General features: G+C 35.1%; 25 protein-coding genes. All 25 read left to right on the forward strand.

The genetic code is table 11. The annotated features are described in order from the left end of the window. Nucleotides 1-70 precede the first annotated feature (70 nt). The 25 genes from fapR (at nucleotide 71) to trmFO (ending at nucleotide 25,844) form a co-directional block, all read left to right on the forward strand. Complete coding sequence (fapR, locus tag NKR20_RS04665; RefSeq protein ID WP_253423999.1) at nucleotides 71-643, forward strand: transcription factor FapR; 573 nt, start codon at nucleotides 71-73, stop codon at nucleotides 641-643. Beyond that, nucleotides 643-1,638 carry a phosphate acyltransferase PlsX gene (gene plsX / locus NKR20_RS04670; protein WP_253424002.1) on the forward strand — a complete coding sequence of 332 codons (996 nt, stop codon included), beginning with the start codon at nucleotides 643-645 and terminating at the stop codon, nucleotides 1,636-1,638. Before fapR ends, plsX begins: the two co-directional genes overlap by 1 nt. A 23-nt stretch (nucleotides 1,639-1,661) precedes the next feature. Continuing rightward, complete coding sequence (gene fabD, locus NKR20_RS04675; protein WP_253424005.1) at nucleotides 1,662-2,603, forward strand: ACP S-malonyltransferase; 942 nt, start codon at nucleotides 1,662-1,664, stop codon at nucleotides 2,601-2,603. A 1-nt stretch (nucleotide 2,604) separates the two neighbouring features. Beyond that, entirely contained in the window at nucleotides 2,605-3,351 is a 747-nt protein-coding gene (gene fabG, locus NKR20_RS04680) for a 3-oxoacyl-[acyl-carrier-protein] reductase (protein WP_121212949.1), read from the forward strand. A 92-nt stretch (nucleotides 3,352-3,443) separates the two neighbouring features. Continuing rightward, on the forward strand, nucleotides 3,444-3,680 hold the full coding sequence (acpP, locus tag NKR20_RS04685; RefSeq protein WP_097072105.1) for an acyl carrier protein: 237 nt from the start codon (nucleotides 3,444-3,446) through the stop codon (nucleotides 3,678-3,680). 151 nt (nucleotides 3,681-3,831) lie between these two features. Beyond that, on the forward strand, nucleotides 3,832-4,593 hold the full coding sequence (rnc, locus tag NKR20_RS04690) for a ribonuclease III (protein WP_121212950.1): 762 nt from the start codon (nucleotides 3,832-3,834) through the stop codon (nucleotides 4,591-4,593). A 1-nt stretch (nucleotide 4,594) separates the two neighbouring features. Further along, complete coding sequence (gene smc / locus NKR20_RS04695; RefSeq protein WP_253424008.1) at nucleotides 4,595-8,155, forward strand: chromosome segregation protein SMC; 3,561 nt, start codon at nucleotides 4,595-4,597, stop codon at nucleotides 8,153-8,155. Between the two features lie 53 nt (nucleotides 8,156-8,208). Next, complete coding sequence (gene ftsY, locus NKR20_RS04700) at nucleotides 8,209-9,432, forward strand: signal recognition particle-docking protein FtsY (RefSeq protein WP_253424011.1); 1,224 nt, start codon at nucleotides 8,209-8,211, stop codon at nucleotides 9,430-9,432. A 398-nt stretch (nucleotides 9,433-9,830) separates the two neighbouring features. Further along, nucleotides 9,831-10,166, forward strand: coding sequence for a putative DNA-binding protein (locus NKR20_RS04705; protein WP_253424015.1), 336 nt, complete (start codon nucleotides 9,831-9,833; stop codon nucleotides 10,164-10,166). A gap of 10 nt (nucleotides 10,167-10,176) precedes the next feature. Beyond that, entirely contained in the window at nucleotides 10,177-11,535 is a 1,359-nt protein-coding gene (ffh, locus tag NKR20_RS04710) for a signal recognition particle protein (RefSeq protein WP_121212954.1), read from the forward strand. 107 nt (nucleotides 11,536-11,642) lie between these two features. Beyond that, nucleotides 11,643-11,915 carry a 30S ribosomal protein S16 gene (rpsP, locus tag NKR20_RS04715; protein WP_097072112.1) on the forward strand — a complete coding sequence of 91 codons (273 nt, stop codon included), beginning with the start codon at nucleotides 11,643-11,645 and terminating at the stop codon, nucleotides 11,913-11,915. Nucleotides 11,916-11,929: 14 nt separating this feature from the next. Then, nucleotides 11,930-12,163 carry a KH domain-containing protein gene (locus tag NKR20_RS04720; RefSeq protein WP_121212955.1) on the forward strand — a complete coding sequence of 78 codons (234 nt, stop codon included), beginning with the start codon at nucleotides 11,930-11,932 and terminating at the stop codon, nucleotides 12,161-12,163. Nucleotides 12,164-12,315: 152 nt separating this feature from the next. Continuing rightward, the gene (rimM, locus tag NKR20_RS04725) at nucleotides 12,316-12,834 is read left to right on the forward strand and encodes a ribosome maturation factor RimM (RefSeq protein ID WP_121212956.1); all 519 of its coding nucleotides are present in this window, start codon (nucleotides 12,316-12,318) and stop codon (nucleotides 12,832-12,834) included. Beyond that, on the forward strand, nucleotides 12,834-13,580 hold the full coding sequence (gene trmD, locus NKR20_RS04730) for a tRNA (guanosine(37)-N1)-methyltransferase TrmD (protein ID WP_253424018.1): 747 nt from the start codon (nucleotides 12,834-12,836) through the stop codon (nucleotides 13,578-13,580). Before rimM ends, trmD begins: the two co-directional genes overlap by 1 nt. A 106-nt stretch (nucleotides 13,581-13,686) precedes the next feature. Then, nucleotides 13,687-14,031: a 50S ribosomal protein L19 gene (rplS, locus tag NKR20_RS04735; protein ID WP_121212958.1), complete on the forward strand. Its 345-nt coding sequence runs from the start codon at nucleotides 13,687-13,689 to the stop codon at nucleotides 14,029-14,031. A 152-nt stretch (nucleotides 14,032-14,183) separates the two neighbouring features. After that, nucleotides 14,184-14,747 carry a signal peptidase I gene (gene lepB / locus NKR20_RS04740; RefSeq protein WP_121212959.1) on the forward strand — a complete coding sequence of 188 codons (564 nt, stop codon included), beginning with the start codon at nucleotides 14,184-14,186 and terminating at the stop codon, nucleotides 14,745-14,747. 69 nt (nucleotides 14,748-14,816) lie between these two features. Further along, nucleotides 14,817-15,686 (forward strand): ribosome biogenesis GTPase YlqF, encoded by an 870-nt coding sequence (gene ylqF / locus NKR20_RS04745; protein ID WP_121212960.1) that lies wholly within the window; start codon nucleotides 14,817-14,819, stop codon nucleotides 15,684-15,686. A gap of 112 nt (nucleotides 15,687-15,798) precedes the next feature. Beyond that, nucleotides 15,799-16,587, forward strand: a complete 789-nt coding sequence (locus tag NKR20_RS04750) for a ribonuclease HII (RefSeq protein ID WP_253424021.1) — start codon at nucleotides 15,799-15,801, stop codon at nucleotides 16,585-16,587. Next, nucleotides 16,584-18,695 carry a hypothetical protein gene (locus tag NKR20_RS04755; protein ID WP_253424024.1) on the forward strand — a complete coding sequence of 704 codons (2,112 nt, stop codon included), beginning with the start codon at nucleotides 16,584-16,586 and terminating at the stop codon, nucleotides 18,693-18,695. Before NKR20_RS04750 ends, NKR20_RS04755 begins: the two co-directional genes overlap by 4 nt. Then, nucleotides 18,692-18,985, forward strand: a complete 294-nt coding sequence (locus NKR20_RS04760; protein ID WP_253424028.1) for an EscU/YscU/HrcU family type III secretion system export apparatus switch protein — start codon at nucleotides 18,692-18,694, stop codon at nucleotides 18,983-18,985. Before NKR20_RS04755 ends, NKR20_RS04760 begins: the two co-directional genes overlap by 4 nt. Nucleotides 18,986-19,156: 171 nt before the next feature. Next, entirely contained in the window at nucleotides 19,157-20,317 is a 1,161-nt protein-coding gene (sucC, locus tag NKR20_RS04765; protein WP_253424031.1) for an ADP-forming succinate--CoA ligase subunit beta, read from the forward strand. A gap of 19 nt (nucleotides 20,318-20,336) precedes the next feature. Further along, nucleotides 20,337-21,239: a succinate--CoA ligase subunit alpha gene (gene sucD / locus NKR20_RS04770; RefSeq protein WP_121212965.1), complete on the forward strand. Its 903-nt coding sequence runs from the start codon at nucleotides 20,337-20,339 to the stop codon at nucleotides 21,237-21,239. Between the two features lie 91 nt (nucleotides 21,240-21,330). After that, nucleotides 21,331-22,221 (forward strand): DNA-processing protein DprA, encoded by an 891-nt coding sequence (dprA, locus tag NKR20_RS04775; protein ID WP_253424034.1) that lies wholly within the window; start codon nucleotides 21,331-21,333, stop codon nucleotides 22,219-22,221. A 208-nt stretch (nucleotides 22,222-22,429) separates the two neighbouring features. Beyond that, nucleotides 22,430-24,508, forward strand: coding sequence for a type I DNA topoisomerase (gene topA, locus NKR20_RS04780; RefSeq protein WP_121212967.1), 2,079 nt, complete (start codon nucleotides 22,430-22,432; stop codon nucleotides 24,506-24,508). A 22-nt stretch (nucleotides 24,509-24,530) separates the two neighbouring features. Beyond that, complete coding sequence (gene trmFO / locus NKR20_RS04785; RefSeq protein WP_121212968.1) at nucleotides 24,531-25,844, forward strand: FADH(2)-oxidizing methylenetetrahydrofolate--tRNA-(uracil(54)-C(5))-methyltransferase TrmFO; 1,314 nt, start codon at nucleotides 24,531-24,533, stop codon at nucleotides 25,842-25,844. Nucleotides 25,845-25,951: the final 107 nt, after the last annotated feature.

A 25,951-nucleotide genomic window follows, 5' to 3' on the forward strand; every position in this document is an offset into this window, starting at 1 on the left:
TCTTTTTTTTGGAAATGTATACTGGTATTAGTACCAAGTGCTAAAAAATTCGGAAGTAGGTGACGATTGAATGAAAAGGACGAAAAAAGAAAGGCAACGTCTTCTAACAGAAACAATTGCAGAAAATCCATTCGTCACTGATGAACAACTAGCTTCCCAATTTAATGTTAGTGTACAAACGATTCGCCTTGACCGAATGGAATTAGCCATTCCGGAATTACGCGAAAGAATTAAAGATGTTGCTGCAAAAAATTATGAAAATGAAGTTAAATCTCTACCAATAGATGAAGTAATTGGTGAAATTATTGATATCGAATTAGATAATCGTGCAATTTCTATTTTTGACGTTGGCCAAGAGCATGTTTTCCAACGTAATGGGATTGCTAGGGGGCATCATTTATTTGCACAAGCAAACTCTCTTGCTGTTGCTGTAATTGATGACGAACTTGCCTTAACAGTAAAAGCGAATGTTTCCTTTATTAGACCTGTAAAAGCAGGGGATAGAGTAATTACAAAAGCAATTGTTCGTGGTCAAGATGATGAAAAAAATAGAACGTATATAGATGTCATATCAACTGTCAATAATGATAAAGTGTTTAAAGGTGAATTTGAGATGTATCGCACGAAAGGTAGTGTACAATAATGAAATTAGCAATTGATGGCATGGGTGGAGACAATGCGCCTAAAGCGGTAGTAGAAGGTGTACTACTTGCATTAGACGAATTTCCAAATATCGAAATACAACTCTATGGAAATCAACGAGTATTACAGCCATTGTTAAAAGAACATAGCCGTCTACAAGTAATTCATTGTGAAGAAGTAGTCGAAGCAGAGGATGATCCAGCTCGTGCAGTACGTCGGAAAAAAGATTCTTCAATGGCCCGTATGTTAGAAGCGGTCAATGAAGGGCGTGCAGATGCTTGTTTATCTGCAGGAAATACGGGAGCATTGATGGCTGGCGGTTTATTCAAAGTTGGACGTATAGAAGGTGTTTCACGTCCAGCATTAGCTACAACTTTACCAACAATTGATGGTAAAGGATTTTTAATGCTTGATCTTGGTGCAAATGCTGACGCAAAGCCAGAAAATCTTGTGCAATATGCAATTATGGGAAATATTTATGCCAAAAAAGTACGTGGTATTGATAATCCACGTATCGGTTTATTAAATATTGGAACGGAAGAAAAGAAAGGTAATGACCTTACAAAGTCTGTTTTCGGTTTATTAAAAGAAGCAGATCTAAACTTTGTTGGGAATGTAGAAGCCAGAGATTTATTAGATAATGTTGCTGATGTTGTTGTAACAGATGGATTTACAGGTAATATGGTTCTAAAAACAATCGAAGGAACTGCTGGAGCATTAATGTCCATGATAAAAGATGTGTTCATGGCTTCAGGGAAAACGAAAATTGGAGCACTATTAGTAAAAGGCGAAATGAAAGGTTTAAAGTCAAAACTAGACTATTCTGAACATGGAGGAGCTGCATTATTTGGTCTCCAAGCACCTGTTGTAAAAGCACATGGTTCTTCCAATGCAAGGGCGATTTATAATGCGATTCGCCAGGCATCAATCATGGTTGAACATAATGTTACAGATGTGATTAAAACAACAATTGCTGATAATCCAGTTCAACAATAAGGGATATTGAAAAGGGGATAGACATGACGAAAATTGCATTTATTTTTCCGGGGCAAGGTTCTCAACAAGTAGGTATGGGGGCAGAGTTTGTCCAAAATGATGTAAATAGTAAAACATTTTATGATAAAGCTGATGATGTTTTAGGTTTTTCTCTTTCAAAATTAATGCTTGAGGGTCCTCAAGAAGAATTAACGTTAACTTACAATGCACAACCAGCGTTATTAACTACTGGGGTAATGGTAGCAGCAAAATTAAAAGAAGCGGGCATCGTACCGGATTTTACTGCCGGACATTCTTTAGGTGAATATAGTGCGTTAGTTGCTTCTAATTCCATTTCATTTGAAGATGCGGTTCAAATCGTTCATAAACGTGGTCTATATATGGATGAAGCTGTGCCTGCTGGACAAGGTGCAATGGCAGCTATTTTAGGAATGCCTGCTGATGCATTAAAAGAAGTTACAGATAAAGTAACAAATGAAGGCGATGTTGTTCAGATTGCAAACTTAAATTGTCCTGGACAAATCGTAATTTCTGGAACAAAAGCAGGAGTTGAAAAGGCTTGCGTCGAAGCAAAACAAGCAGGAGCAAAACGAGCAATACCTCTAGTTGTTAGTGGCCCATTCCATTCAGAATTAATGCGAGCAGCATCAGAAAAATTAGGTGATGCATTAAAGAACATTGAAATTTCACAACCAGACATTCCGGTTATCGGAAATGTATGGGCAAAAGAAATTGAAGATGTATCTGCTATTCAACATGAACTTGTTGAACAAGTTTATTCACCAGTTCAATGGGAAAATTCTGTCCGTTATATGATTGAGCAAGGTGTTACAACATTTATTGAATGCGGTCCAGGTAAAGTTCTATCAGGATTAGTAAAGAAAATTGACCGTTCAGTTAGCACTTATTGTGTATTTGACGAAACTTCATTAAATGAAGTGATCGAAGCATTAAGGGGTGAATAATTTGGGGAAATTAGATGGTAAAACTGCAGTCGTAACGGGAGCCTCTAGAGGGATTGGACGTGCAATTGCTTTAGAGTTAGCTAGAGAAGGTGCAAATGTTGTCGTAAACTATAGCGGAAGTGAAGGAAAAGCACTAGAAGTTGTAGAAGAAATAAAAACAATTGGTACAAATGCCATCGCTGTTCAAGGTAATGTTGGTGACGCTGATGCTGTACAAAATTTAATGTCTGCTGCGATCGAACAATTCGGTTCTATAGACATCTTAGTAAACAATGCTGGAATTACAAGAGATAATCTCTTAATGCGTATGAAGGAAGAAGAATGGGACGATGTAATTAACACGAACTTAAAAGGTGTTTTCCTTTGTACAAAAGCTGTGACACGTCAAATGATGAAACAACGAGCTGGACGTATTATTAATATTTCATCAATTGTTGGAACTATAGGTAATGCTGGACAAGCAAACTATGTTGCAGCCAAAGCGGGTGTGATTGGTTTAACAAAAACGACTGCAAGAGAACTTGCGTCGCGAAATATATTAGTAAATGCCATCGCTCCTGGATTTATTACGACAGAAATGACAGATGCCTTACCAGAGGATGTTAAAGGTGCGATGTTAGCCCAAATTCCACTAGGAACATTAGGACAACCAGAACATATTGCGAAAGCAGTCGTATTCTTATCATCAGATGATTCTAGTTATATGACTGGACAAACATTGCATATTGATGGCGGAATGTATATGTAATCCTTTAAAAAATATTATTTATTGAATAATATTGCTGTCAATCTTTGAACAATTATGTTTTTTATGTATACTATTGAGGGGAGGTGACCATCTTGGCTACAGTATTAGAGCGTGTAACAAAAGTAGTAGTTGACCGTTTAGGTGTTGACGAAAGCGAAGTGAAAGTTGAAGCTTCATTCCGTGAAGATTTAGGAGCAGACTCATTAGATGTTGTTGAATTAGTAATGGAACTAGAAGATGAGTTTGATATGGAAATTTCTGATGAAGATGCTGAAAAAATCGGAACTGTTGGCGATGCTATCAGTTATATTGAAAGTAAATTAGGCTAATCTTTTATAAGAGGCACATTGGCATTTGAAAAAATACCAAGAAGTGCCTCTTTTCATATTACAGTATTTTTAATTTGGAAAGAAAAGTTGAATTTCTACAGTTGAACAAGGTAAACTAAACGGTAGAATCTATTAGGAAGGCAGATTGTTCATGACAATAAGAAAAAAAGGTAACATTCAAAAAGTGGGTGTTTTACCAGAGAAAGTAAAACATCAATTTGAATTTTTACAAGAGGAATTAAATATATATTTTCGTAATAAAACATTGTTATACCAAGCATTTACCCATTCATCTTATGTGAATGAGCATCGTCGAAAACTATTTACCGACAACGAACGACTAGAATTTTTAGGAGACGCAGTACTTGAACTTTCTGTATCTAAATATCTTTTTGAAAGATATCCACATATGAGTGAGGGAGAATTAACAAAGTTACGTGCATCAATTGTATGTGAACCTTCTCTCGTTATTTTTGCTAATGAATTAAATTTCGGCAAATATGTTTTGTTAGGTAAGGGTGAGGAACTTACAGGTGGTCGTGAGCGTCCAGCACTACTTGCAGACGTGTTTGAATCATTCATTGGTGCTCTATATTTAGATCAAGGTTTAGAGGTTGTCGTTTCCTTCTTAGAAAGAATTGTGTTCCCTAAAGTAGAAGTCGGTGCTTTTTCGCATGTGATGGATTTTAAAAGTCAACTACAAGAAATGGTTCAACAATCAAACAATGGCGTATTACATTATGAAATTGTAGATGAAAAAGGACCTGCACATAATCGTACTTTTGTTTCTCGCGTATTATTAAACGATCAAGAACTAGGGATTGGTCGAGGTAAATCGAAAAAAGAGGCTGAACAACAAGCTGCCCAAAATGCAATGATTACACTAAATCAGTCCGCGATTAAGGAGGAATAATATGTTCCTTAAACGACTTGAAGTAATAGGCTTTAAATCGTTTGCAGATCGGATTGGAATAGATTTTGTACCTGGTGTAACGGCTGTTGTCGGCCCCAATGGTAGTGGGAAGAGTAATGTAACGGATGCGATTCGTTGGGTTTTAGGAGAACAATCCGCAAAAAGTTTGCGTGGCTCTAAAATGGAGGACGTCATCTTTGCTGGAAGTGAATCTCGAAAACCGCTAAACTTTGCGGAAGTAACATTAGTTTTAGATAATGAAGACGAAAAAATATCGATACCCTTTTCTGAAATAAGTGTAACAAGACGAGTATATCGTTCGGGCGATAGTGAATATTTACTTAATAATCAGCAATGTCGCCTCAAAGATATTACAGATTTATTTTTAGATTCGGGATTAGGTAAAGAAGCATTTTCGATTATTTCGCAAGGCCGTGTTGATGAAATTTTAAATAGCCGCCCAGATGACCGTAGAACCATTTTTGAAGAAGCGGCAGGGGTATTAAAATATAAAATTCGTAAGAAAAAAGCAGAGCATAAACTAGTCGAAACAGATGAAAATTTACATCGTGTTTTAGATATTTTACATGAATTAGATAGTCGTCTCGAACCTTTAAAAATTCAAGCATCTGCTGCAAAAGATTATGTCAAAATGACCGAAGAGCTAAGAGAATTTGATATAGCTTTAATTGTTAACGATTTAACAAATTATAGTGAGAATTTAAGGCAAGTTAATTCTGAATTTGCACACTTGCAACAAACTGAACAACAACATCATTTGGAAATTAATAAGATTGAAGCGCTAGTATCTGACATTCGTGACCAATTAAAGAAACTTGATAGTGACCTGGACAATGCTCAAGAACAACTTGTAGAAGCTAGTTCTGAGGTAGAACGTTGGGATGGTCGAAAAGCTTTAATGAAAGAAAAACGTTTAAATGCACAAAAGCAATTAAATCAACTTCAACTTTCTTTAAAGCAAGCTCAAGAAGAACAGGTTGAACTTGCAACCAACGAGGAACAGAATAAACAACTATTTGCTGAAAAACAAAAAGAAATTCAAACACTTAAAAGTGAACTTAAGCAATTAGAGCTAACTTTAAATTCATCAGCACTTGAAATTGAACAAGAAATTGAGCAATCGAAAAATAAATATATCGATTTATTAAATGAAGAAGCGACAGTCAAAAATGAATTGAAGCATATTGATCAACAACTAACTCAATATCAAGAAACGACTGAGCGGATGAATGACCGTTCCTCAGAGATGGTTAAAAAATTAGAAATTGTCGTAGAAACAAAGAAAAAGCTTCAATTAATTTTACTAGATATTGAAAGCAAATTAAAAGACCGCTTAGAGCAACATGAAATACTTCAAATGAAGTTGAAGTCAAAAACAGATTCATTTGAAGAGAAACAAAAGATGTTGTATCAAGCTTATCAGCACCAACAGCAACTAAAAAGTCGTAAAGATACTTTAGCTGAATTAGAAGCTGATTTTTCAGGTTTCTTTCAAGGGGTTAAGGATATTCTACATGCCCGTGATCGAGGCGAGTTATTAGGAATTGAAGGTGCCGTTGCAGAATTAATCCAAGTTGAAGGAAAATATTCAAAAGCAATTGAAACAGCTCTTGGGGCAGCATCTCAGCATATTGTTACAGAAACAGAACAACATGCACAAAAAGCAATTGGGTGGTTAAAAGTAAAACGTGCTGGACGAGCTACTTTTTTACCGAAAACAGTTATGAAATCACGCTTACTCCAACCTCATCAATATGCATCAGTCAAAAGTCACCCTGCATTTATTAGCCTTGCAGTTGATTTAGTAAGTTTTGAGGATTCGAATCAAACCATTGCTGAAAATTTATTAGGAAATGTGCTAGTTGCTTCAAATCTTGAAGGAGCTAGTGAAATTGCTAGAAGTTGTGGATACAGATATCGAGTTGTAACTCTTGATGGTGATATAGTGAATGCTGGTGGTTCTTTAACAGGGGGCGCTTCGAAGCAACAATCATCATTGTTTACTCGTAAAGCTGAACTTGATGATTTAACAATTAAACTTCAACAAATGGAAGCTTCCATAGTCCAAGCAGAAAAAACGTTGTCTATTGAAAAGGAAAGCATCTCCACCCTACGAGAACAACTAGAGATTATTAAGCTAGAAGGTGAAGCCCTTCGAAAAGAGGAGTTAGAACACCGCTCAAAAATTGTTGAATTAGAAGTAGAGGAAAAGAGCCTACAAGCGACAGTTAATGTTGCAACTTCCGAACAATCCTCCGTAACATCAAGAAAAACTACACTGTTACAGCAAAAGGAGCAATCGGAAAGTCGACTTCAACAATTAAAGCTTGAACTTTATGAACTAAATGATAAAGTTGAACAATTGACTAAATTAAAAGTACAAACGGAAACAGAAAAAGATAGTTTACGTGAACAGTCGGCTTCAAAACGTGCAGAACTTGCAGTAGTTCAAGAGCAATTGAGTCAAATTCAAATTGCTACAGCAGATATTGCTTTAAAACGTACAAAAGCAAAGCAACAAGTTGATTCAATTCTTCAAGAAATTCAATGGATTGAAAATAGTGAATTAAATAGTCCATCTGAAGAAGAGATTGAAAAAACGATGATAGAATGGACAAAACGAAAAGAAGAATTAACAAATAAAATTCTAACTAGTAGAGAAGCCCGTTCGAATCATCAGCTAAAGTTGTCAAAGCTTGAAGATGAATTAAAAGAACTACAACGAATTCATAAAGGCTTTTTAGAAAGTCTACGCTCCATTGAAGTGAGTAAAAGTCGAATAGAGTATGAAATGAATCGTCTACATGTACAGTTAGATGAGCAATATGAACTTGATTTCGAAGAGGCTCAAGAAATAGCAGTAGATATAACTGATGTGGAACAATTAAGACGTAAAGTAAAACTTCTAAAACAATCTATAGAAGAACTCGGTCCAGTTAATCTTACAGCGATAGATGAATATGAACGTGTATTGGAAAGACATACGTTTTTATCAGAACAGCGCAATGATTTACTGGAAGCACAGCAAACTTTACATGAGGCAATTAAAGAAATGGATGAAGAGATGTCAATTCGATTTGGTGAAACGTTCTCCATGATTCAATCGCAATTTAAAGTTGTTTTCCGTGAGTTATTCGGTGGAGGACAAGCTGATTTAGTATTGCTGGATCCTGATAATCTTTTAGAGACAGGTATCGAAATTGTTGCGCAACCACCTGGTAAAAAACTTCAAAGTTTAAGTTTATTGTCAGGGGGAGAAAGAGCATTAACGGCAATCGCTTTGTTATTTGCCATACTAAATACACGCCCTGTTCCTTTCGTTATTTTGGATGAGGTGGAAGCTGCACTGGATGAAGCAAACGTTCAACGTTACAGTGAATATTTAAGAAAATTAAGTAATGATACACAATTTATTGTCATCACTCATCGAAAAGGAACGATGGAAGGGGCAGATGTTTTATACGGTATCACGATGCAAGAGTCTGGGGTTTCAAAACTTGTGTCAGTAAAACTTGAAGAAGAAGCCCTTCTTAGCAGATAGGTAATCGTATAGAACTGGTGTATATTCTGTTTAATATCAAAGGAGCGAGAATTATGAGCTTTTTTAAACGTTTAAAAGAAAAACTAATTGGTGGTAGCTCGGAGGAAGAAAAGGTTCAGGAAACGGACCTGACGAACGAAGCTGAATCTGATGCGGATTTAGAAGATGCTAAGCAAGATCAAGTAACAGAACCGGTAGAGGAAATTGTAGAAGAAGTAGTTGAAGAAGTAGAGCAACCACAAGAGGAATCTACAGCCCTTTCCACAGATGTTGAAGAGACAATGCCAGAACCTGTTGTTGAAAAGAAACCATCAGCTTGGTCAATCACACAAAAATTCAAAATGGGCTTAGCGAAAACACGAGATTCTTTCACTTCAAAGGTAAACGATTTAGTTGCTCGTTATCGTAAAGTTGACGAAGATTTCTTTGAAGAGTTAGAAGAAGTATTATTACAAGCTGACGTTGGATTTGAAACTGTGATGGAACTAATGGACAAATTACGTTTTGAAGTACAACGAAAAAACATAAAAGACACAGAAGGCATTCAAGCAATAATTTCAGAAAAGCTTGTTGAAATTTACGAAGCAGGCGAAGAAAATATTGCAGAGTTAAATATGCAACCAGATGGCGAGTTAACGGTTATTCTTTTTGTAGGGGTAAATGGTGTTGGTAAAACTACTACAATTGGTAAATTAGCACACCGTCTGAAATCTCAAGGTAAATCAGTAGTACTTGCTGCGGGTGATACATTCCGTGCAGGTGCAATTGATCAACTTCAAGTATGGGGAGACCGTGTAGGTTGTGAAGTTATTAAGCAATCAGAAGGTTCCGATCCAGCAGCAGTAATCTATGATGCAATTGCTGCAGCGAAAAAACGCGGAGCTGATGTATTAATTTGTGATACTGCGGGACGTTTACAAAATAAAGTGAATTTAATGAAAGAATTAGAAAAAGTACATCGTGTAATATCTCGTGAAATTCCAAATGCCCCCCATGAAGTATTGCTAGCACTTGATGCAACAACGGGTCAAAATGCACTTGTTCAAGCACAGACATTTAAAGAAGCAACAAATGTAACGGGTATTGTCTTAACGAAACTAGATGGTACTGCAAAAGGTGGTATTGTACTAGCAATTCGTAACAAACTTCATATTCCAGTAAAATTTGTTGGACTTGGTGAAAAAATGGACGACTTGCAACCATTTGATGCTGAACGTTATGTTTATGGATTATTCGCAGAAGGCTTAGAAAAAGAACTTAAGAATATAGAAGATTAAAAAATAAGCTACTTCAGTATGTAAAATAATACTGAAGTAGTTTTTATTTTGAAGTGATTATAATAGTTTAGTATATAATTTTGATTTTCCAGCAAAATTTTGGTGAATTTAAAAGGCATTTTGTTGATATTGTATATTTATAGTCTGATAGTAACCATCTCTCAGTTTGTGATTGGACATTCTGGATAAAAAGCTAAGCATATATACTAGTTATTGCGCTGCTTTTTCCTAAAAAAACAGTTGATGCACTCACTATTGAGGTAATTTTGGTCTCCAATTATCAAAGGCGAGTAAACGAAATGAGTCTTGACATAGTTATTGGACAAGGAAATTCCCTTGACAGACACTAGGGAAAGCATATATGATACAGTAGACTAATTATGATTGGAGAGATATTGATGCTACTTGAAAAAACAACACGCATGAACTTTCTCTTCGACTTTTATCAAGCATTATTAACAGATAAACAACGTAGTTATATGGAACTTTATTACTTAGATGATCTTTCTCTAGGGGAAATTGCAGAAAGTTATAAAGTTTCACGCCAAGCTGTATACGATAATATTCGTCGTACAGAGTCGATGCTTGAGGAATATGAAGATAAATTAAAGCTATTTGAAAAATTCGGGCAACGTCAGCAAATCCTTGAAAAATTGACTGAAGCAATCAAAGATGAATCTTCAACTATGGAAGAACGTCTTGCTTTGATTTCACAATTAAAGGAAACGGATTAGGAGGCTAGACATGGCATTTGAAGGATTAGCGGAACGACTCCAAAATACAATCCAAAAGATTAAAGGTAAAGGAAAAGTTTCCGAACAAGATGTAAAAGAAATGATGCGAGAAGTGCGACTTGCATTAATCGAAGCCGACGTTAACTTAAAAGTTGTAAAAGACTTTGTTAAAAAAGTAAGTGAACGTGCAGTTGGCGTAGAGGTAATGAAAAGTTTAACACCAGGCCAACAGGTTATTAAAATTGTGCAAGACGAATTAGTTGCATTAATGGGTGGAGAACAAAGCCCAATCAATTTCAATAACAAACCACCTACAGTCATCATGATGGTTGGTTTACAAGGTGCTGGTAAAACAACGACTACAGGGAAATTAGCGAATGTTTTACGGAAGAAATACAATCGTAAGCCGTTGCTTGTTGCAGCCGATGTTTACCGCCCTGCAGCCATTCAACAATTGCAAACTTTAGGGAAACAATTATCGATTCCTGTTTTTGCATTAGGGAATGATGTTTCACCAGTGGAAATTGCTCGTCAAGCCCTTGAACAAGCGAAAGAAGAACATCATGATGTAGTGATTATCGATACAGCTGGTCGACTTCATATTGACGAACAATTGATGGATGAACTAAAAAATATTAAAGCGCTAAAAGAACCAGATGAAGTATTTTTAGTAGTCGATGCAATGACAGGGCAAGATGCTGTTAATGTAGCGCAAAGCTTCAATGAAACTGTTGGCATCACGGGTGTTGTACTAACAAAATTAGATGGTGATACTCGTGGTGGTGCTGCATTATCAATTCGTGCTGTAACGGATAAGCCAATTAAATATGTTGGTATGGGTGAAAAAATGGATGCGTTAGAACCTTTCCACCCAGATCGAATGGCTTCCCGTATTTTAGGTATGGGTGATGTTCTTTCGCTTATTGAAAAAGCGCAAGCGAATGTGGACATGGAAAAGGCGAAAGAGCTGGAAGAAAAATTCATGTCGCAAAGCTTTACATTTGATGACTTTGTAGAACAATTACAAGCATTGAAAAAAATGGGACCTCTTGACGAATTATTAAAGATGCTTCCTGGTGCCAATAAAATTAAAGGGTTAGATAATGTAAAAGTGGATGAGAAACAAATGGGGCGTATTGAAGCAATTATTTATTCAATGACACCTGCTGAAAAAACGAATCCAGAAATTATTAATTCTAGCCGTAAAAAGCGTATTGCAACTGGATCAGGGACAACGATTCAAGAAGTAAACAGATTACTAAAGCAATTTGAAGATATGAAAAAAATGATGAAGCAAATGACAGGTATGGCCCAAGGAAAAGGTAAGAAAAAAATGAAATTACCTGGGCTAGATTCATTGTTTAAATAACATTTTTATGTTAAATTATTAGGTGTTAAGAAAAAACACTTTACAAACAACAAGAAACTTGATAATATTCTATCTTGTGTGAAACTTATTCGGAGGTGCAAATAAACATGGCAGTAAAAATTCGTTTAAAACGTATGGGAGCTAAAAAATCTCCTTTCTATCGTATCGTTGTAGCTGACTCTCGTTCACCACGTGACGGACGTCAAATCGAAACAGTAGGTACTTACAACCCACTAACTACACCAGCTACTTTAACAATCGATGAAGAGAAAGCTCTTCAATGGTTAGCTAATGGTGCAAAACCATCTGATACTGTACGTAACCTTTTCTCAGAAAAAGGTATCATGGAAAAATTCCACAACCAAAAATTCAGTAAATAATCGGAGGTGCCACTATGCAGTTGCTGATTGAAACAATCGTAAAACCACTAGTCGATTTTCCTGAAGAAGTTCGTATTGAGACGGACGAAAATTCAAGTCGAATTGTTTATAAACTTTCTGTACATCCACAAGATCGAGGAAAAGTAATAGGCAAACAAGGGCGCGTTGCTAAAGCGATTCGTACAATTGTTTACTCAGCTGCTGGTGGTCACCATAAGAAAAAGACGTACGTCGATATATTGGATTAATAGAAAAGTGGAAGGCGCTTGCTTAGGCAAATTAGCTTAAAGCTTTTCAAACTAGAAGGGGACCTATAATAGGCTTTCCCTTCTTTTTTATTACTCATTTTAGTATGATTATGTCAATCAATTATTTTGACTTTTACAAAGGTGGATTTTATATGGAATGGTTTAATGTAGGTAGAATTGTAAATACACATGGGATACGTGGAGAAGTACGTGTACTTTCATCAACGGATTTTGAAGAAATACGCTTTGCACCCGGAAGTAAATTAGCAGTATTTAAAAAAGATGAGAAAAAACCAATTTGGGTAACTGTAGAAAGCTCAAGAAAACATAAAAACTTTATTTTACTTACCTTTGAAGGATACAATAATATTAATTTAGTTGAGCCGTTTAAAGAAGGTATGCTAAAAGTTACAAAAGATCAACTAGAAGATGATGAACTTGAAGAAAACGAATATTACTACTTCGAAATTATTGGCTGTGAAGTGTTTTCTGAAGTAGGGGATCTTATTGGTACGGTAAGTGACATCTTAGAAACCGGTGCCAATGATGTATGGGAAATAAAAGCATCTAATGGCAAAAAACACTATATCCCTTATATTGAGGATGTTGTTAAAAACATTGATGTGGAAGAGAAAAAAATTACGATTCACGTCATGGAAGGATTATTGTAATGAATATTCATGTTTTAAGTTTATTTCCGGATATGTTTACTGGTGTATTTGGATCCTCTATTTTAAAAAAAGCTCAAGAAAAAGAATTAGTCACATTAAACGTCTCAGATATTCGAGATTTTAGTGATAATAAACATAAACAAGTAGACGATTATCCATATGGTGGTGGAGCTGGTATGGTATTAAAACCAGAGCCAATGTTCCAAGCTGTTGAACAAATCACTCAAGGGCGAAAACCGAGAATTATTCTAATGTGTCCACAAGGCGAACGATTCACTCAGAAAAAAGCAGAAGAACTTGCGAAAGAAGAAGAGTTAATTTTTTTATGTGGTCATTATGAAGGATATGATGAACGCATACGCGAATTTTTAGTGACGGATGAGATCTCGATTGGTGATTTTGTTTTAACTGGTGGTGAGTTACCAGCTATGACGGTTATTGATGCTGTAGTTCGACTCTTACCAGGTGTTTTAGGACAAGAAGATTCTCATATCCATGATTCTTTTTCAACAGGTTTATTAGAACATCCACATTATACTCGTCCAGCTGATTTTAGAGGGATGAAAGTACCTGAAGTATTAACGTCTGGTAACCATGGTAAAATTGAAGAATGGCGTGAAGAACAATCGATAAAGCGTACATTTGAGAGAAGACCAGACCTATTTGAACACATTGAATTAACCAAAAGGCAACAGAGCTTTCTTGATAAATTAAAGAATGAAAATAACTTGCAAAAACCAAAGTAATTATGATATTATACATTCTGTGCTTCTATGTGAAGCGCTCATATTACGGTGTTCCGCTGTAGCCAAATAATGACTATAAGAGCATCTGTTAAGAGGAGAGAAAATTATGTCAAACATTATCGCAGAAATTACAAAAGAACAACTTCGTACAGATTTACCAACTTTCCGTCCTGGTGATACTGTAAAAGTACACGTGAAAGTTGTAGAGGGTACTCGTGAGCGTATCCAAGTATTCGAAGGTGTTGTAATTAAACGTCGTGGTGGCGGTATTAGCGAAACATTCACAGTTCGTAAAGTATCTTACGGTGTTGGTGTTGAACGTACATTCCCTGTACACACTCCAAAAATCGCTAAGTTAGAAGTTACTCGTCGTGGTAAAGTACGTCGTGCTAAACTTTACTATTTACGTAACCTACGTGGTAAAGCAGCTCGTATTAAAGAAATTCGATAATCGATTTAGAATGGGGGCTTGTAAGGCAAGCTCCCTTTCTTTTTGAAGATTTATAAGCATAAACTTTTTTGAATATTATCTAATATATCGCTAAAATTTGAGCATATGCTCCTTTTTCATTAATATGATTATTAAGGGGGGATTTTTTTCTTATGGAAAAAGCTAAGAAAGAGAAAAATGAATTATGGGAATGGATTAAAGCACTTCTAATAGCATTTGGAATCGCAGTTATAATTCGATACTTTTTATTTACCCCAATTGTAGTTGATGGTGATTCAATGATGCCCACTTTAGTTGATGGGGATCGTATGATTGTTAATAAAATTGGCTATACAATAGGAGAGCCTAAACGGTTTGATATTGTTGTTTTCCACGCTCCAGAAGGAAAAGATTATATTAAACGTGTAATAGGGCTTCCAGGTGACTATATTGAGTATAAAGATGATCAATTATATATAAATGGTAAACCTTATGATGAACCATATCTAGATCAATATAAATCAGAATTAACTGAGGGTACCCTTACTCAAGATTTTACATTACAGGATGTTGATCCGACTTTAGAAGTCATTCCAGAGGGCTATGTTTTTGTAATGGGGGATAACCGCCGTTACAGTAAGGACAGCCGTCATATCGGGATTGTAAGTGAAGAAAAAATTATTGGTAGTACAAGTATTGTATTTTGGCCATTTGATGAAATAAAAATTGTAAAATAAAACGTAGCATTTTAAGGGGAGGTTTTCATAATCTCCTTTTCTTTTTGCAACAACAAGGAGGAAGTTTCAATGACTATACAATGGTTTCCAGGACATATGGCAAAAGCTAGAAGGGAAGTTTCTGAGAAATTAAAACTTGTTGACATTATATTCGAATTAATTGATGCACGATTGCCTTTGTCTTCAAGAAATCCAATGATTGACGAAGTAATACATCAAAAACCGAGATTATTAATATTAAATAAGGCGGATATGGCAGATGAATCTGAAACACGTAAATGGGTAGACTATTTTGCGGAAAAAGGACAAACTGCCATTGCTATCAACTCATTAGAGGGTAAAGGTCTGCAAAAAGTAACAAAAGCCGCTCAAGAGATTCTTGCTCCAAAATGGGAACGCATGAAGTTAAAAGGTATGAAACCACGTGCTATTCGTGCAATGATTGTAGGAATACCGAATGTAGGGAAATCAACGTTAATTAATCGTCTTGCTAAGAAGAATATTGCAAAGACAGGGAATACTCCAGGTGTAACAAAATCACAACAATGGATTAAAGTTGGGAAAGACATAGAATTGCTAGATACACCAGGAATTCTTTGGCCAAAATTTGAGGACCAAGAAGTTGGTTTAAAACTAGCTCTTACAGGTGCTATAAAAGATACAATCATTAATATGGAAGACTTAGCTGTATACGGATTAAAGTTTCTATCACTCCATTATCCACAGCGAATGGAAGAACGTTATGGAATTTCTTTTGTTCATGAGAATTTAGTTGAAACCTTTGATCTTATTGGTGAAAAAAGAAAAGTTTATGGACCAGGTGGAGAAATAGATTATGAACAAGTTGCTTTAATTATCGTGAGAGATATCAGAAATCAAAACTTTGGTAAATTAACTTTTGACATTGTTGATGAACAAATTGAAAAAGAATCTTTATAATATATTTTTGGGTACCATGTAATAGGAAAGTGGTGCCCTTTTTTGCATCAAAAATACATAGTACATTTAAATAGCCGATAAAAAGAATAGTAAGTTTAGGGAAGTGTAATAGATGGTAAAAACAATAAAAGAAATTACAAATGCTTTAAATATGGCTACAGAGTATGAAAGTTGGATGGACGAAGTAAAAGCAGATTCTCGTGCTGGAGTCCAGAAAGCATTTCAACAATGGGAAAAGAGAAGAGCCAAACAACGGATTGTGATGGAAGATCATGAGCAAAAATTAAAATTCGACCAGTCATTTTTACCTTTTGAAGAAGCATTGCTTGCCGGTGCAGATGAAGCTGGGAGAGGACCATTAGCTGGACCTGTTGTAACAGCAGCTGTCATATTACCAAAGGATTGTAAAGAATTGGTCGGTATTAATGACTCGAAACAATTAACTCGTAAAGCGAGAGAAAATTTTGCAAAAATAATTAAAGACTATGCAATTGCTTATTCAATCCATTTTCAAAGCGTTGAAGTAATCGATGAGATTAACATATATGAAGCGACAAAACAATCGATGAAAAGTTGTATTGAATCTTTAAGTGTTCGTCCGAATTTTTGTATTATAGATGCACTAGAGTTAGATATTTCTATACCACAAAAGTCTATTATTAAAGGTGATGCAAAAAGCTTAACTATTGCTGCAGCCTCTATCTTAGCCAAATGTGCCCGGGATGAATTTATGGATCGATTACACGAACAATACCCTATGTATGGGTTTGATAAAAATGCAGGTTATGGAACAAAGCAACATCTTGATGCTTTACAACAATTCGGACCAATAGCAGAACATCGCAAAAGTTTTGAACCAATAAAATCAATGATGAATAAGAAGGAGGAATTACTCCTATGACATCCACATCCTTTAATCCTATTCAATCACAACAAGCAACACTACAGTCAAATCAACCTTTAACATTAAAGCAAGGACAGGTTTTTCATGGTACAGTAAAAAAACTTTATCCCGACCAGATGGCTGAAATTCAAGTGGGAAGTCATAAATTATATGCTAAGCTAGAAACACCCTTAAAAGCAGGAGATTCGCATTTTTTTCAAGTAACAAACATGAACCCCCAAGCTGAATTAAAAGTTGTTACAGGGCCAATGCAACAAGCACAAACCACTCAACAATTAAATCAATTGCTAGAATCAATGAATTTGCCGAAAACTGCGGAGATGCAAAAAATATTAGCGTATTTTGTAAAAAATCAACTACCAATTAATAAAGAAACTATAGTACAAACAGAAGCTTTTTTAAAAAATATTCCCGACAATGCAATGAAACAAGAGGCATTGGCAATTATTCAAAAGATGGTTGAAACAAAAATGCCATTCACGAAGGAAATTTTTAATGGATTGTTAAATGGGGCTAAAACAAGTGGATTTACTGGAGAATTATTAAATTTATCTAAACTATTAAACGATGATTCAACAATTTTACCTCAAATGAAATCAAATATTCTTGCTTCATTACAAAGGATTGCACAACCTTTTGAAAGTGAATCAAGTGGAATGATTTTATCGAAGGCAGTACAGGTATTAATGGACAAAAATGCAAATCAACAAAGTCGTGATGATGCTCTTAATCTCTTAAAAGAAGCAAATATATTACCCAAAGATGCAAATGTGAATAATTGGTTATCACAATCGTTTCAAAAAATAGTAGAGAATAAAGGTTTAGAAAATGCTCAGTTAAATGAATTAAGTCGATTGCTATCAACAGCAAAAGTAGAAGAAATCCCGAATATTCTTCAACAGATAAAATCTATAGAGGGTAACGGAAATCATAAACAAAAAATTCTTCAATTAATTAACGAATTTGAAAATGTACCGAAGAATGACACTTCAATACAACAGTTTGTTAAACAACTACAAGGCCAATTAGGAAATTCGACTGCTTTTCTTAAAGAAGTTTCTAGTGACATTGTACACGCGATTGCAAATGCAAACGTAGAAAGTATTCCGAAAATGCTAACTGATTTAAAAACATGGCTACAAGATCAACCACTATCAGCAAACCATAAAGAGCAACTACATCAATTATTAAATAGATTTGAAGTATTGCCTAAAACACCACAAACGATTGAGCTTTTTGTGAAGCAACTGCATGAGCAATTAATAAAAGCATTTTCAGAGAGTATTAATAAGTTTGAACTAAGTGAACCCGGGTATTCTAAAAATGATAATTTACTCTTCCTGTTAAAACCAGAATCTCAAATGAATGTAAATACTACATTTTCTCACTTACTAAAAACTGCAAATGAATCACAAGAGCCATTTATACAACAAATTGTTGCTCAAGTAGATGATGAAATACGTTCTTCAATTGATGGGAAATCAATGGAGCATGCGGTAAAAACGATATTAAAAAGCTTAGGGTTAAGTTATGAAGCATTATTAAATACTAAATCTCAGAATTTACAAGATCAAATCCATTCATTAAAACCACAGTTGTTATCATTAATTCAAGATTCGGCAGTTTCTGCAACAGTAAAAGAAGCGGCAGAAGGTATTTTATCAAGGTTGAATGGAATGCAGTTACATTCAGTCGAAAATGGCCATCAACATCAAATTGTGACGCAAATTCCACTACATTTCTTCGGAAAAAATACAGATGCAACAGTTCAGTGGAATGGTAGAATGGGCAAAGATGGTAAGATTAGTTCGGATTTTGTAAGAATTTTATTTTATTTAAATATGGAAGCTTTAAAGGAAACAATGGTAGATATGCAGGTTCAAAATCGAATTGTAACTATCAATGTATTTAATGAAGATCCTTATTTAGAAAACTATGCTAAACATCTTAAAGAAGCGTTGAAAAACGGACTATTAGAAAGAGATTATCATCTTTCTGGTTTATTTTTTAAGCAATTTGAAAAAGTAGTTCCTCAAAAAGCAGAAATGATAAATAAAGTGAAAGATAATCATAAATCGCAAAGTGGAGTTGATATCCGCATATGAGCGATAAAAAGTATATTCGAAAAGAAGCAATTGCACTATCGTATAATCAAGAAAAATCGAATAGTCCAAGAGTTGTTGCTAAGGGAAAAGGAAAAATAGCAGACAACATTTTAGAACAAGCAACGCTTCATAATGTGCCTATTTATGAAGATAGAAACTTAGTTGAGTTATTGGGAAATTTAGATTTAAATGAGTCAATACCCGAAGAATTATATCAAGCTGTTGCAGAAGTATTCGCCTTTATTTATAGATTAGATCGCAGTTACAGTACAGAAAATTCTAAAAAATAGTATTGTATAACAATTAAATAAATAGAGGTTTTTCTATTAAAACTAGATAAAATTGTCATAATACAATGAAAAAAATGATTTTATAACAATTATAGACTTTGTCAGAATATTTGTTTAGAATATAATGTGTTAATAAAATAATTTCCGAATGCTGATTGGAGGATGTATTTCATGAATATCCATGAATACCAAGGTAAGGAAATCTTGAGAAAGTATGGCGTAGCTGTACCAAATGGTAGAGTTGCATTTTCACCAGAAGAAGCTGTAAAGGTAGCAAAAGAATTAGGTTCTAATGTTACTGTAGTGAAAGCTCAAATCCACGCAGGTGGACGCGGTAAAGCTGGTGGTGTAAAAATTGCCAAAAATCTTGAAGAAGTTCGAACTTACGCAAAAGAATTGTTAGGGAAAATACTAGTAACACATCAAACAGGTCCAGAAGGTAAAGAAGTAAAACGCCTTTACATAGAAGAAGGATCAGATATTGAAAAAGAATATTATTTAAGTTTCATTCTAGATAGAGCAACATCTAGAGTAACATTAATGGGTTCAGAAGAAGGCGGAATGGATATTGAGGAGGTTGCAGAAAAAACTCCTGAAAAAATCTTTAAAGAAGTAATTGACCCAGTTACAGGACTATTACCATTCCAAGCACGTCGTATGGCTTTTAATATGAATATTCCATCAAAACTAGTAAATAAAGCTGCAAAATTGATGCTAGGTTTATATGAAGCATTTATTGATAAAGATGCATCAATTTTAGAAATCAATCCTTTAGTTGTAACGGGTAATGGTGAAGTTATGGCGCTTGATGCGAAGTTTAATTTTGATTCAAATGCCCTTTATCGTCACAAAGATATTATTGAATTAAGAGACTTTGATGAAGAAGATCCAAAAGAAATTGAAGCATCGAAATACGACTTAAGTTATATCTCTTTAGATGGCAATATTGGTTGTATGGTTAATGGTGCTGGTCTTGCAATGGCAACTATGGACACAATTAGTTACTATGGTGGACAACCTGCTAACTTCCTAGACGTTGGAGGCGGTGCAACAACTGAAAAAGTAACAGAAGCATTTAAAATCATTTTATCTGATCCACAAGTTAAAGGAATTTTCGTCAACATTTTCGGTGGAATTATGAAATGTGACGTAATTGCTGAAGGTGTTATTGCAGCAGCGAAACAAGTTGGGTTAGAAGTGCCTCTAGTTGTACGTTTAGAAGGTACAAATGTAGAACGTGGTAAAGAATTATTAAATGCATCTGGATTAAATATTGTTGCAGCAGATTCAATGGCAGATGGTGCCGAAAAAATAGTGAGACTTGTAGGCTAAGGAAGGCGGAGGACATTTCATGAGTGTTTATATTAATGCAGATACAAAGGTAATTGTACAGGGTATTACAGGTGAAACAGCCCTTTTCCATACAAAACAAATGCTAGAATACGGTACAAAAATTGTTGCTGGTGTAACACCTGGTAAAGGTGGACAAGTGATTGAAGGTGTACCGGTGTTTAATACAGTGCAAGAAGCAGTGCAAGAAACAGGAGCTAATGTTTCTGTTATCTATGTTCCAGCTCCATTTGCAGCAGATGCGATTATTGAAGCTGTAGACGCTGAACTAGATCTTACAATTTGTATTACTGAGCATATTCCGGTTTTAGATATGGTTAAAGTAAAACGTTATATGGAAGGTAAGAAAACACGATTAGTTGGTCCTAACTGTCCAGGAGTAATTACTGCTGATGAATGTAAAATTGGTATCATGCCTGGTTATATCCATAAAAAAGGGCATGTTGGAGTAGTGTCACGCTCTGGAACTCTTACTTATGAAGCAGTACATCAATTAACACAAGCTGGTATCGGACAATCTACTGCAGTAGGGATTGGTGGAGACCCTGTAAATGGTACAAACTTTATCGATGTATTAAAGGAATTTAATAATGACCCAGAAACTTATGCTGTAGTAATGATTGGGGAAATTGGTGGTACAGCGGAAGAAGAAGCAGCAGAATGGATTAAAGCAAATATGACAAAACCTGTCGTAGGCTTTATCGGTGGACAAACAGCACCTCCTGGAAAACGAATGGGACATGCTGGAGCGATTATTTCTGGTGGTAAAGGTACTGCTAAAGAAAAAATTAAAGCAATGAATGAAGCAGGAATTGAAGTTGCTGAAACACCTTCAGTTATTGGTGAAACATTAATTAAAGTTATAAAAGAAAAAGGTCTATACGAAAAATGTAAGACACATTAAAATAAAGGTGTGACGCTTCTTTGCGTTACACTTTTTTTATTCAATGCGGTCACGTCTCGTTTTACATTTCTTCTATAAAATATGAGGGGTGATGAAGTTGGATTATTTAAAAGAAATACTTACTCTCCATTACGTTTATCCTCTCACTTTTAAAAAATTCCAAAAACTACAACAGCATATTGGTTCTATCAATAATTTAATCAATGTATCATCGACAAAATTGTCCAGTAGTCTATCAATTTCAACAAAAAATGCAGAAAAAATTTTATTTCAATATAAAAGAATCCTAAATACGAATTTGATAGAGGCATATAATTCTGCTAATATACATGCAATTCCTTTTTATCATGAATATTATCCCAAACAATTAAAAGAATTAATTGATCCCCCGACGGTTTTATATGCAAAAGGGGATATTTCGTTATTAACTAGACCTTTGAAAATAGCTGTTATTGGTTCTAGGAAGGCTACCGACTATTCTAAAATTGCAATGGATTATATCATTCCGGCTCTTGTAGATAATGATGCAATAATTGTTAGTGGATTAGCAAAAGGTGCGGACAGTTTTGCTCATCATGCAACGCTAAAATATGGTGGTAGAACGATTGCTATATTAGGACACGGCTTTTTTCATATTTACCCTAAAGAAAATCAACGTCTTGCTGAAGAAATTGCAAGAAATCATTTGTTGTTAACAGAATATCCACCCTATGTTGGTGTTCAAAAATGGCATTTTCCTAACAGAAATCGTATTATTAGCGGTATTAGTAGTGCTATCGTGGTAACGGAAGCTTCTTTAAAAAGTGGAACACTAATCACAACTGAACATGCATTAGAACATGGAAAAGATGTTTTTGTAGTTCCTGGTCCAATCCATTCAGTACTTTCAAAGGGAACCAATAGTCTACTAAAGGAAGGTGCAATCCCTATATGGGATGGTCATCAAATTCTTGATGAATTAAATTTATTTTTACGCGGATAAAATAATAAAACATTGATTTTATAAGAACAAATTCGAAACAGTTTAGCTTAGGTTAAGGGAAAAATCGTAATTTCTTAAGGTAAATATTGAAAAAAAGTTGCATTATCCTAAAAACTGTTATACATTTTGCAACAGGTATTTATTTTACTATTGAAGAGAATTTAATTTATTAAATATAATAATTTACCTCTACAAGGGGGAAGTATAGATGGCAGATTACTTAGTGATTGTAGAATCACCAGCAAAAGCAAAAACAATTGAAAGATATCTAGGAAAAAAATATAAAGTAAAAGCTTCGATTGGTCACGTACGAGATTTACCTCGTAGCCAAACAGGGATTGATACAGAAAACAATTACCAACCAAAGTATATTACGATTCGTGGAAAAGGCCCTGTTTTACAAGAATTAAAAACAGCTGCAAAAAAGGCGAAAAAAGTTTATCTCGCAGCCGACCCCGATCGCGAAGGAGAAGCAATTGCTTGGCATTTAGCGACTGCATTAAATATTGATATCAATTCAGAATGTCGTGTTGTATTTAATGAAATTACTAAAGATGCGATACTAGATTCTTTTAAAAATCCTCGTCCAATTAATATGAATTTAGTAGATGCCCAACAAGCGCGTAGAATTTTAGATAGACTTGTTGGTTATAATATTAGCCCGATATTATGGAAAAAAGTAAAAAAAGGATTGTCAGCAGGGCGTGTACAATCAGTTGCACTACGTTTAATTATCGATCGTGAGGAAGAAATAAAAAATTTCGTTCCTGAAGAATATTGGACGATTAAAGGATTATTCGAAAAGGGAAAAAAACAATTTGATACACTGTTCTATGGTGTAGGGAAAGAAAAATTAAAACTTTCAAATGAAGAACAGGTAAAATCCATTTTAAGTGACATTAAAGGGGATGAATTTGTTGTTACAAATGTCGTGAAAAAAGAAAGAAAACGTAATGCAGCACCTGCATTTACAACTTCATCCCTACAACAGGAAGCAGCAAGAAAATTAAATTTCCGTGCGAAAAAAACAATGATGTTAGCCCAACAATTATATGAAGGTATTGATATTGGGAAAAAAGAAGGTACAGTTGGGTTAATTACCTATATGCGAACAGACTCAACTCGTATTTCTGAAACTGCAAAAGCAGAAGCAGTTGACTATATAAATAATAAATATGGTAAAGAATATTTAGTTAGCGAAGAGAAGAAGACTAAAAAGTCAACAAATGCACAAGATGCCCACGAGGCGATTCGTCCAACGAGTGTTATGCGTACTCCAGATGAGTTAAAAGAAGTTTTAAGTCGAGACCAACTTCGCTTATATCGCTTAATTTGGGAACGCTTTATTGCAAGTCAGATGGCCCCAGCTATTTTAGATACTGTAACAGTCGATTTAAATAATGGGGAAGTACAATTCCGTGCAAATGGCTCCCATGTAAAATTTCCTGGTTTCATGAAATTGTATATTGAAGGTACTGATGATCAAACGGAAGAAACGACAAAACTACTCCCAGAAATGGAAGTCGGGGATATTGTTAAATCAGTTGAAATTGAACCGAATCAGCATTTTACACAACCACCTCCACGCTATACGGAAGCACGTTTAGTAAAAGAGTTGGAAGAATTAGGGATTGGTCGACCATCTACTTATGCACCAACACTTGATGTTATTCAAAAACGAGGCTATGTACAATTGGATACAAAAAGGTTTGTGCCTACTGAGTTAGGGGAAATTGTGCACCAGTTTATGATGGAGTTTTTCCCTGAAATTATTAATATTGAATTCACAGCAAAGATGGAACAAGATTTGGATAAAATCGAAGAAGCTCAAATTAACTGGGTGAAGATTATCGATGAGTTTTATAAGGACTTTGAAAAACATGTAAAACATGCTGATGAAGTAATGGAAAAAATAGAAATAAAAGACGAGCCAGCTGGTGAGGATTGTGAAAAATGTGGTTCACCAATGGTATATAAGCTGGGTAGATATGGTAAATTTATGGCGTGTTCCAATTTTCCAGATTGTCGCAATACAAAAGCTATTATGAAACTAATTGGTGTAAAATGTCCAAGTTGTGAAACTGGTGAAATAGTAGAACGGAAAAGTAAAACAAAACGAACATTTTATGGTTGTAATACTTACCCAGAGTGTGATTTTGTATCTTGGGATAAGCCGATTAGTAGACCTTGTCCGAAATGTAATGCATTATTAATAGAGAAGAAAATTAAAAAAGGTGTTCAAATTCAATGTACAAAATGTGACTATGAGGAAGCACCAACACAATGATTTAGAAAGATGGTATTGATAAATGGCAGAACAAATTGTTAATGTAATTGGTGCAGGACTTGCGGGTAGTGAAGCTGCTTGGCAAATTGCGAAACGAGGCGTGAAAGTAAGGCTTTATGAAATGCGTCCAGTAAAACAAACACCTGCACATCATACAGATAAATTTGCTGAGTTAGTATGTTCTAATTCATTACGAGCAAATTCTTTAACTAATGCAGTCGGTGTTATTAAAGAAGAGATGCGTATTTTAGATTCAGTAATAATTAAAGCAGCTGACAATGCATCAGTTCCTGCTGGTGGTGCACTTGCAGTAGATCGTCATGAATTTGCAGGTTATGTTACGGAAACTGTAAAGAACCATCCGCTTGTTGAAGTTATTAATGAGGAAGTAACAGAAATTCCTGAAGGGATTACTGTCATTGCAACAGGGCCACTGACTTCTCCAGCATTAGCAGATAAAATTAAAAATCTTACAGGTCAAGAATATTTATATTTCTATGATGCTGCGGCTCCAATCGTTGAAAAAGACAGTATTAATATGGATAAAGTTTATTTAAAATCTCGTTATGATAAAGGAGAAGCTGCATATTTAAACTGTCCGATGACAAAAGAAGAGTTTGATGCATTCCGTGAAGCATTAATCACTGCAGAATGTGCTCCTTTAAAAGAATTTGAAAAAGAGAAGTATTTTGAAGGATGTATGCCAATTGAAGTGATGGCATCGCGCGGCGAAAAGACAATGTTGTTTGGACCGATGAAGCCGGTTGGATTAGAAGATCCAAAAACTGGTAAGCGTCCATATGCTGTAGTTCAATTGCGCCAAGACGATGCAGCTGGTACACTATATAATATTGTAGGCTTCCAAACTCATTTAAAATGGGGAGAGCAAAAACGTGTATTTTCCATGATTCCAGGTCTTGAAAATGTAGAAATTGTGCGATATGGTGTTATGCATCGTAACACATTTATTAATTCACCTACTGTATTAACTAAAACATATCAATTAAGAGCAAATTCAAATATTTTCTTTGCAGGACAAATGACTGGTGTTGAAGGATATGTAGAATCTGCTGGAAGTGGATTGATTGCTGGTGTTAATGCTGCGAGGTTAGCTTTAGGACAAGAACCGATTGAGTTTCCGGTTGAGACAGCACTTGGCAGTATGGCACGTTATATTACAGAGGCTGATTCGAAAAACTTCCAACCGATGAATGTGAATTTTGGTATTTTCCCAGAACTAGGTGAAAGAATTAGATCTAAGCAAGAACGTGCAGAGCGCCATGCTGAACGTGCTTTAACAACAATTCGAAATTTTGTGAATACTCGTGCAATTTAATTGATTAAGTCCTCATAAATTGTTATAATTTATGAGGCTTTTTCTTTGTTATTTAACCTAAATCGAAAGTTAGATAATAATCTATTTTTTTAGTCACGAAATTGTTA

The sequence above is a fragment of the Ureibacillus endophyticus genome (assembly GCF_024159215.1).
GTDB lineage: Bacteria > Bacillota > Bacilli > Bacillales_A > Planococcaceae > Ureibacillus > Ureibacillus endophyticus.

Excerpts from the sequence above, each read along its gene's own strand:
- NKR20_RS04705 (WP_253424015.1), top strand. The coding sequence starts at position 9,831 with ATGCTACTTGAAAAAACAACACGCATGAACTTTCTCTTCGACTTTTAT.
- rplS (WP_121212958.1), top strand. The coding sequence starts at position 13,687 with ATGTCAAACATTATCGCAGAAATTACAAAAGAACAACTTCGTACAGAT.
- ffh (WP_121212954.1), top strand. The coding sequence starts at position 10,177 with ATGGCATTTGAAGGATTAGCGGAACGACTCCAAAATACAATCCAAAAG.
- fapR (WP_253423999.1), top strand. The coding sequence starts at position 71 with ATGAAAAGGACGAAAAAAGAAAGGCAACGTCTTCTAACAGAAACAATT.
- NKR20_RS04720 (WP_121212955.1), top strand. The coding sequence starts at position 11,930 with ATGCAGTTGCTGATTGAAACAATCGTAAAACCACTAGTCGATTTTCCT.
- plsX (WP_253424002.1), top strand. The coding sequence starts at position 643 with ATGAAATTAGCAATTGATGGCATGGGTGGAGACAATGCGCCTAAAGCG.
- ftsY (WP_253424011.1), top strand. The coding sequence starts at position 8,209 with ATGAGCTTTTTTAAACGTTTAAAAGAAAAACTAATTGGTGGTAGCTCG.
- rimM (WP_121212956.1), top strand. The coding sequence starts at position 12,316 with ATGGAATGGTTTAATGTAGGTAGAATTGTAAATACACATGGGATACGT.
- ylqF (WP_121212960.1), top strand. The coding sequence starts at position 14,817 with ATGACTATACAATGGTTTCCAGGACATATGGCAAAAGCTAGAAGGGAA.
- dprA (WP_253424034.1), top strand. The coding sequence starts at position 21,331 with ATGAAGTTGGATTATTTAAAAGAAATACTTACTCTCCATTACGTTTAT.
- sucC (WP_253424031.1), top strand. The coding sequence starts at position 19,157 with ATGAATATCCATGAATACCAAGGTAAGGAAATCTTGAGAAAGTATGGC.
- NKR20_RS04755 (WP_253424024.1), top strand. The coding sequence starts at position 16,584 with ATGACATCCACATCCTTTAATCCTATTCAATCACAACAAGCAACACTA.
- lepB (WP_121212959.1), top strand. The coding sequence starts at position 14,184 with ATGGAAAAAGCTAAGAAAGAGAAAAATGAATTATGGGAATGGATTAAA.
- trmFO (WP_121212968.1), top strand. The coding sequence starts at position 24,531 with ATGGCAGAACAAATTGTTAATGTAATTGGTGCAGGACTTGCGGGTAGT.
- fabD (WP_253424005.1), top strand. The coding sequence starts at position 1,662 with ATGACGAAAATTGCATTTATTTTTCCGGGGCAAGGTTCTCAACAAGTA.
- rpsP (WP_097072112.1), top strand. The coding sequence starts at position 11,643 with ATGGCAGTAAAAATTCGTTTAAAACGTATGGGAGCTAAAAAATCTCCT.
- trmD (WP_253424018.1), top strand. The coding sequence starts at position 12,834 with ATGAATATTCATGTTTTAAGTTTATTTCCGGATATGTTTACTGGTGTA.
- sucD (WP_121212965.1), top strand. The coding sequence starts at position 20,337 with ATGAGTGTTTATATTAATGCAGATACAAAGGTAATTGTACAGGGTATT.
- topA (WP_121212967.1), top strand. The coding sequence starts at position 22,430 with ATGGCAGATTACTTAGTGATTGTAGAATCACCAGCAAAAGCAAAAACA.
- NKR20_RS04760 (WP_253424028.1), top strand. The coding sequence starts at position 18,692 with ATGAGCGATAAAAAGTATATTCGAAAAGAAGCAATTGCACTATCGTAT.
- NKR20_RS04750 (WP_253424021.1), top strand. The coding sequence starts at position 15,799 with ATGGTAAAAACAATAAAAGAAATTACAAATGCTTTAAATATGGCTACA.
- rnc (WP_121212950.1), top strand. The coding sequence starts at position 3,832 with ATGACAATAAGAAAAAAAGGTAACATTCAAAAAGTGGGTGTTTTACCA.
- smc (WP_253424008.1), top strand. The coding sequence starts at position 4,595 with ATGTTCCTTAAACGACTTGAAGTAATAGGCTTTAAATCGTTTGCAGAT.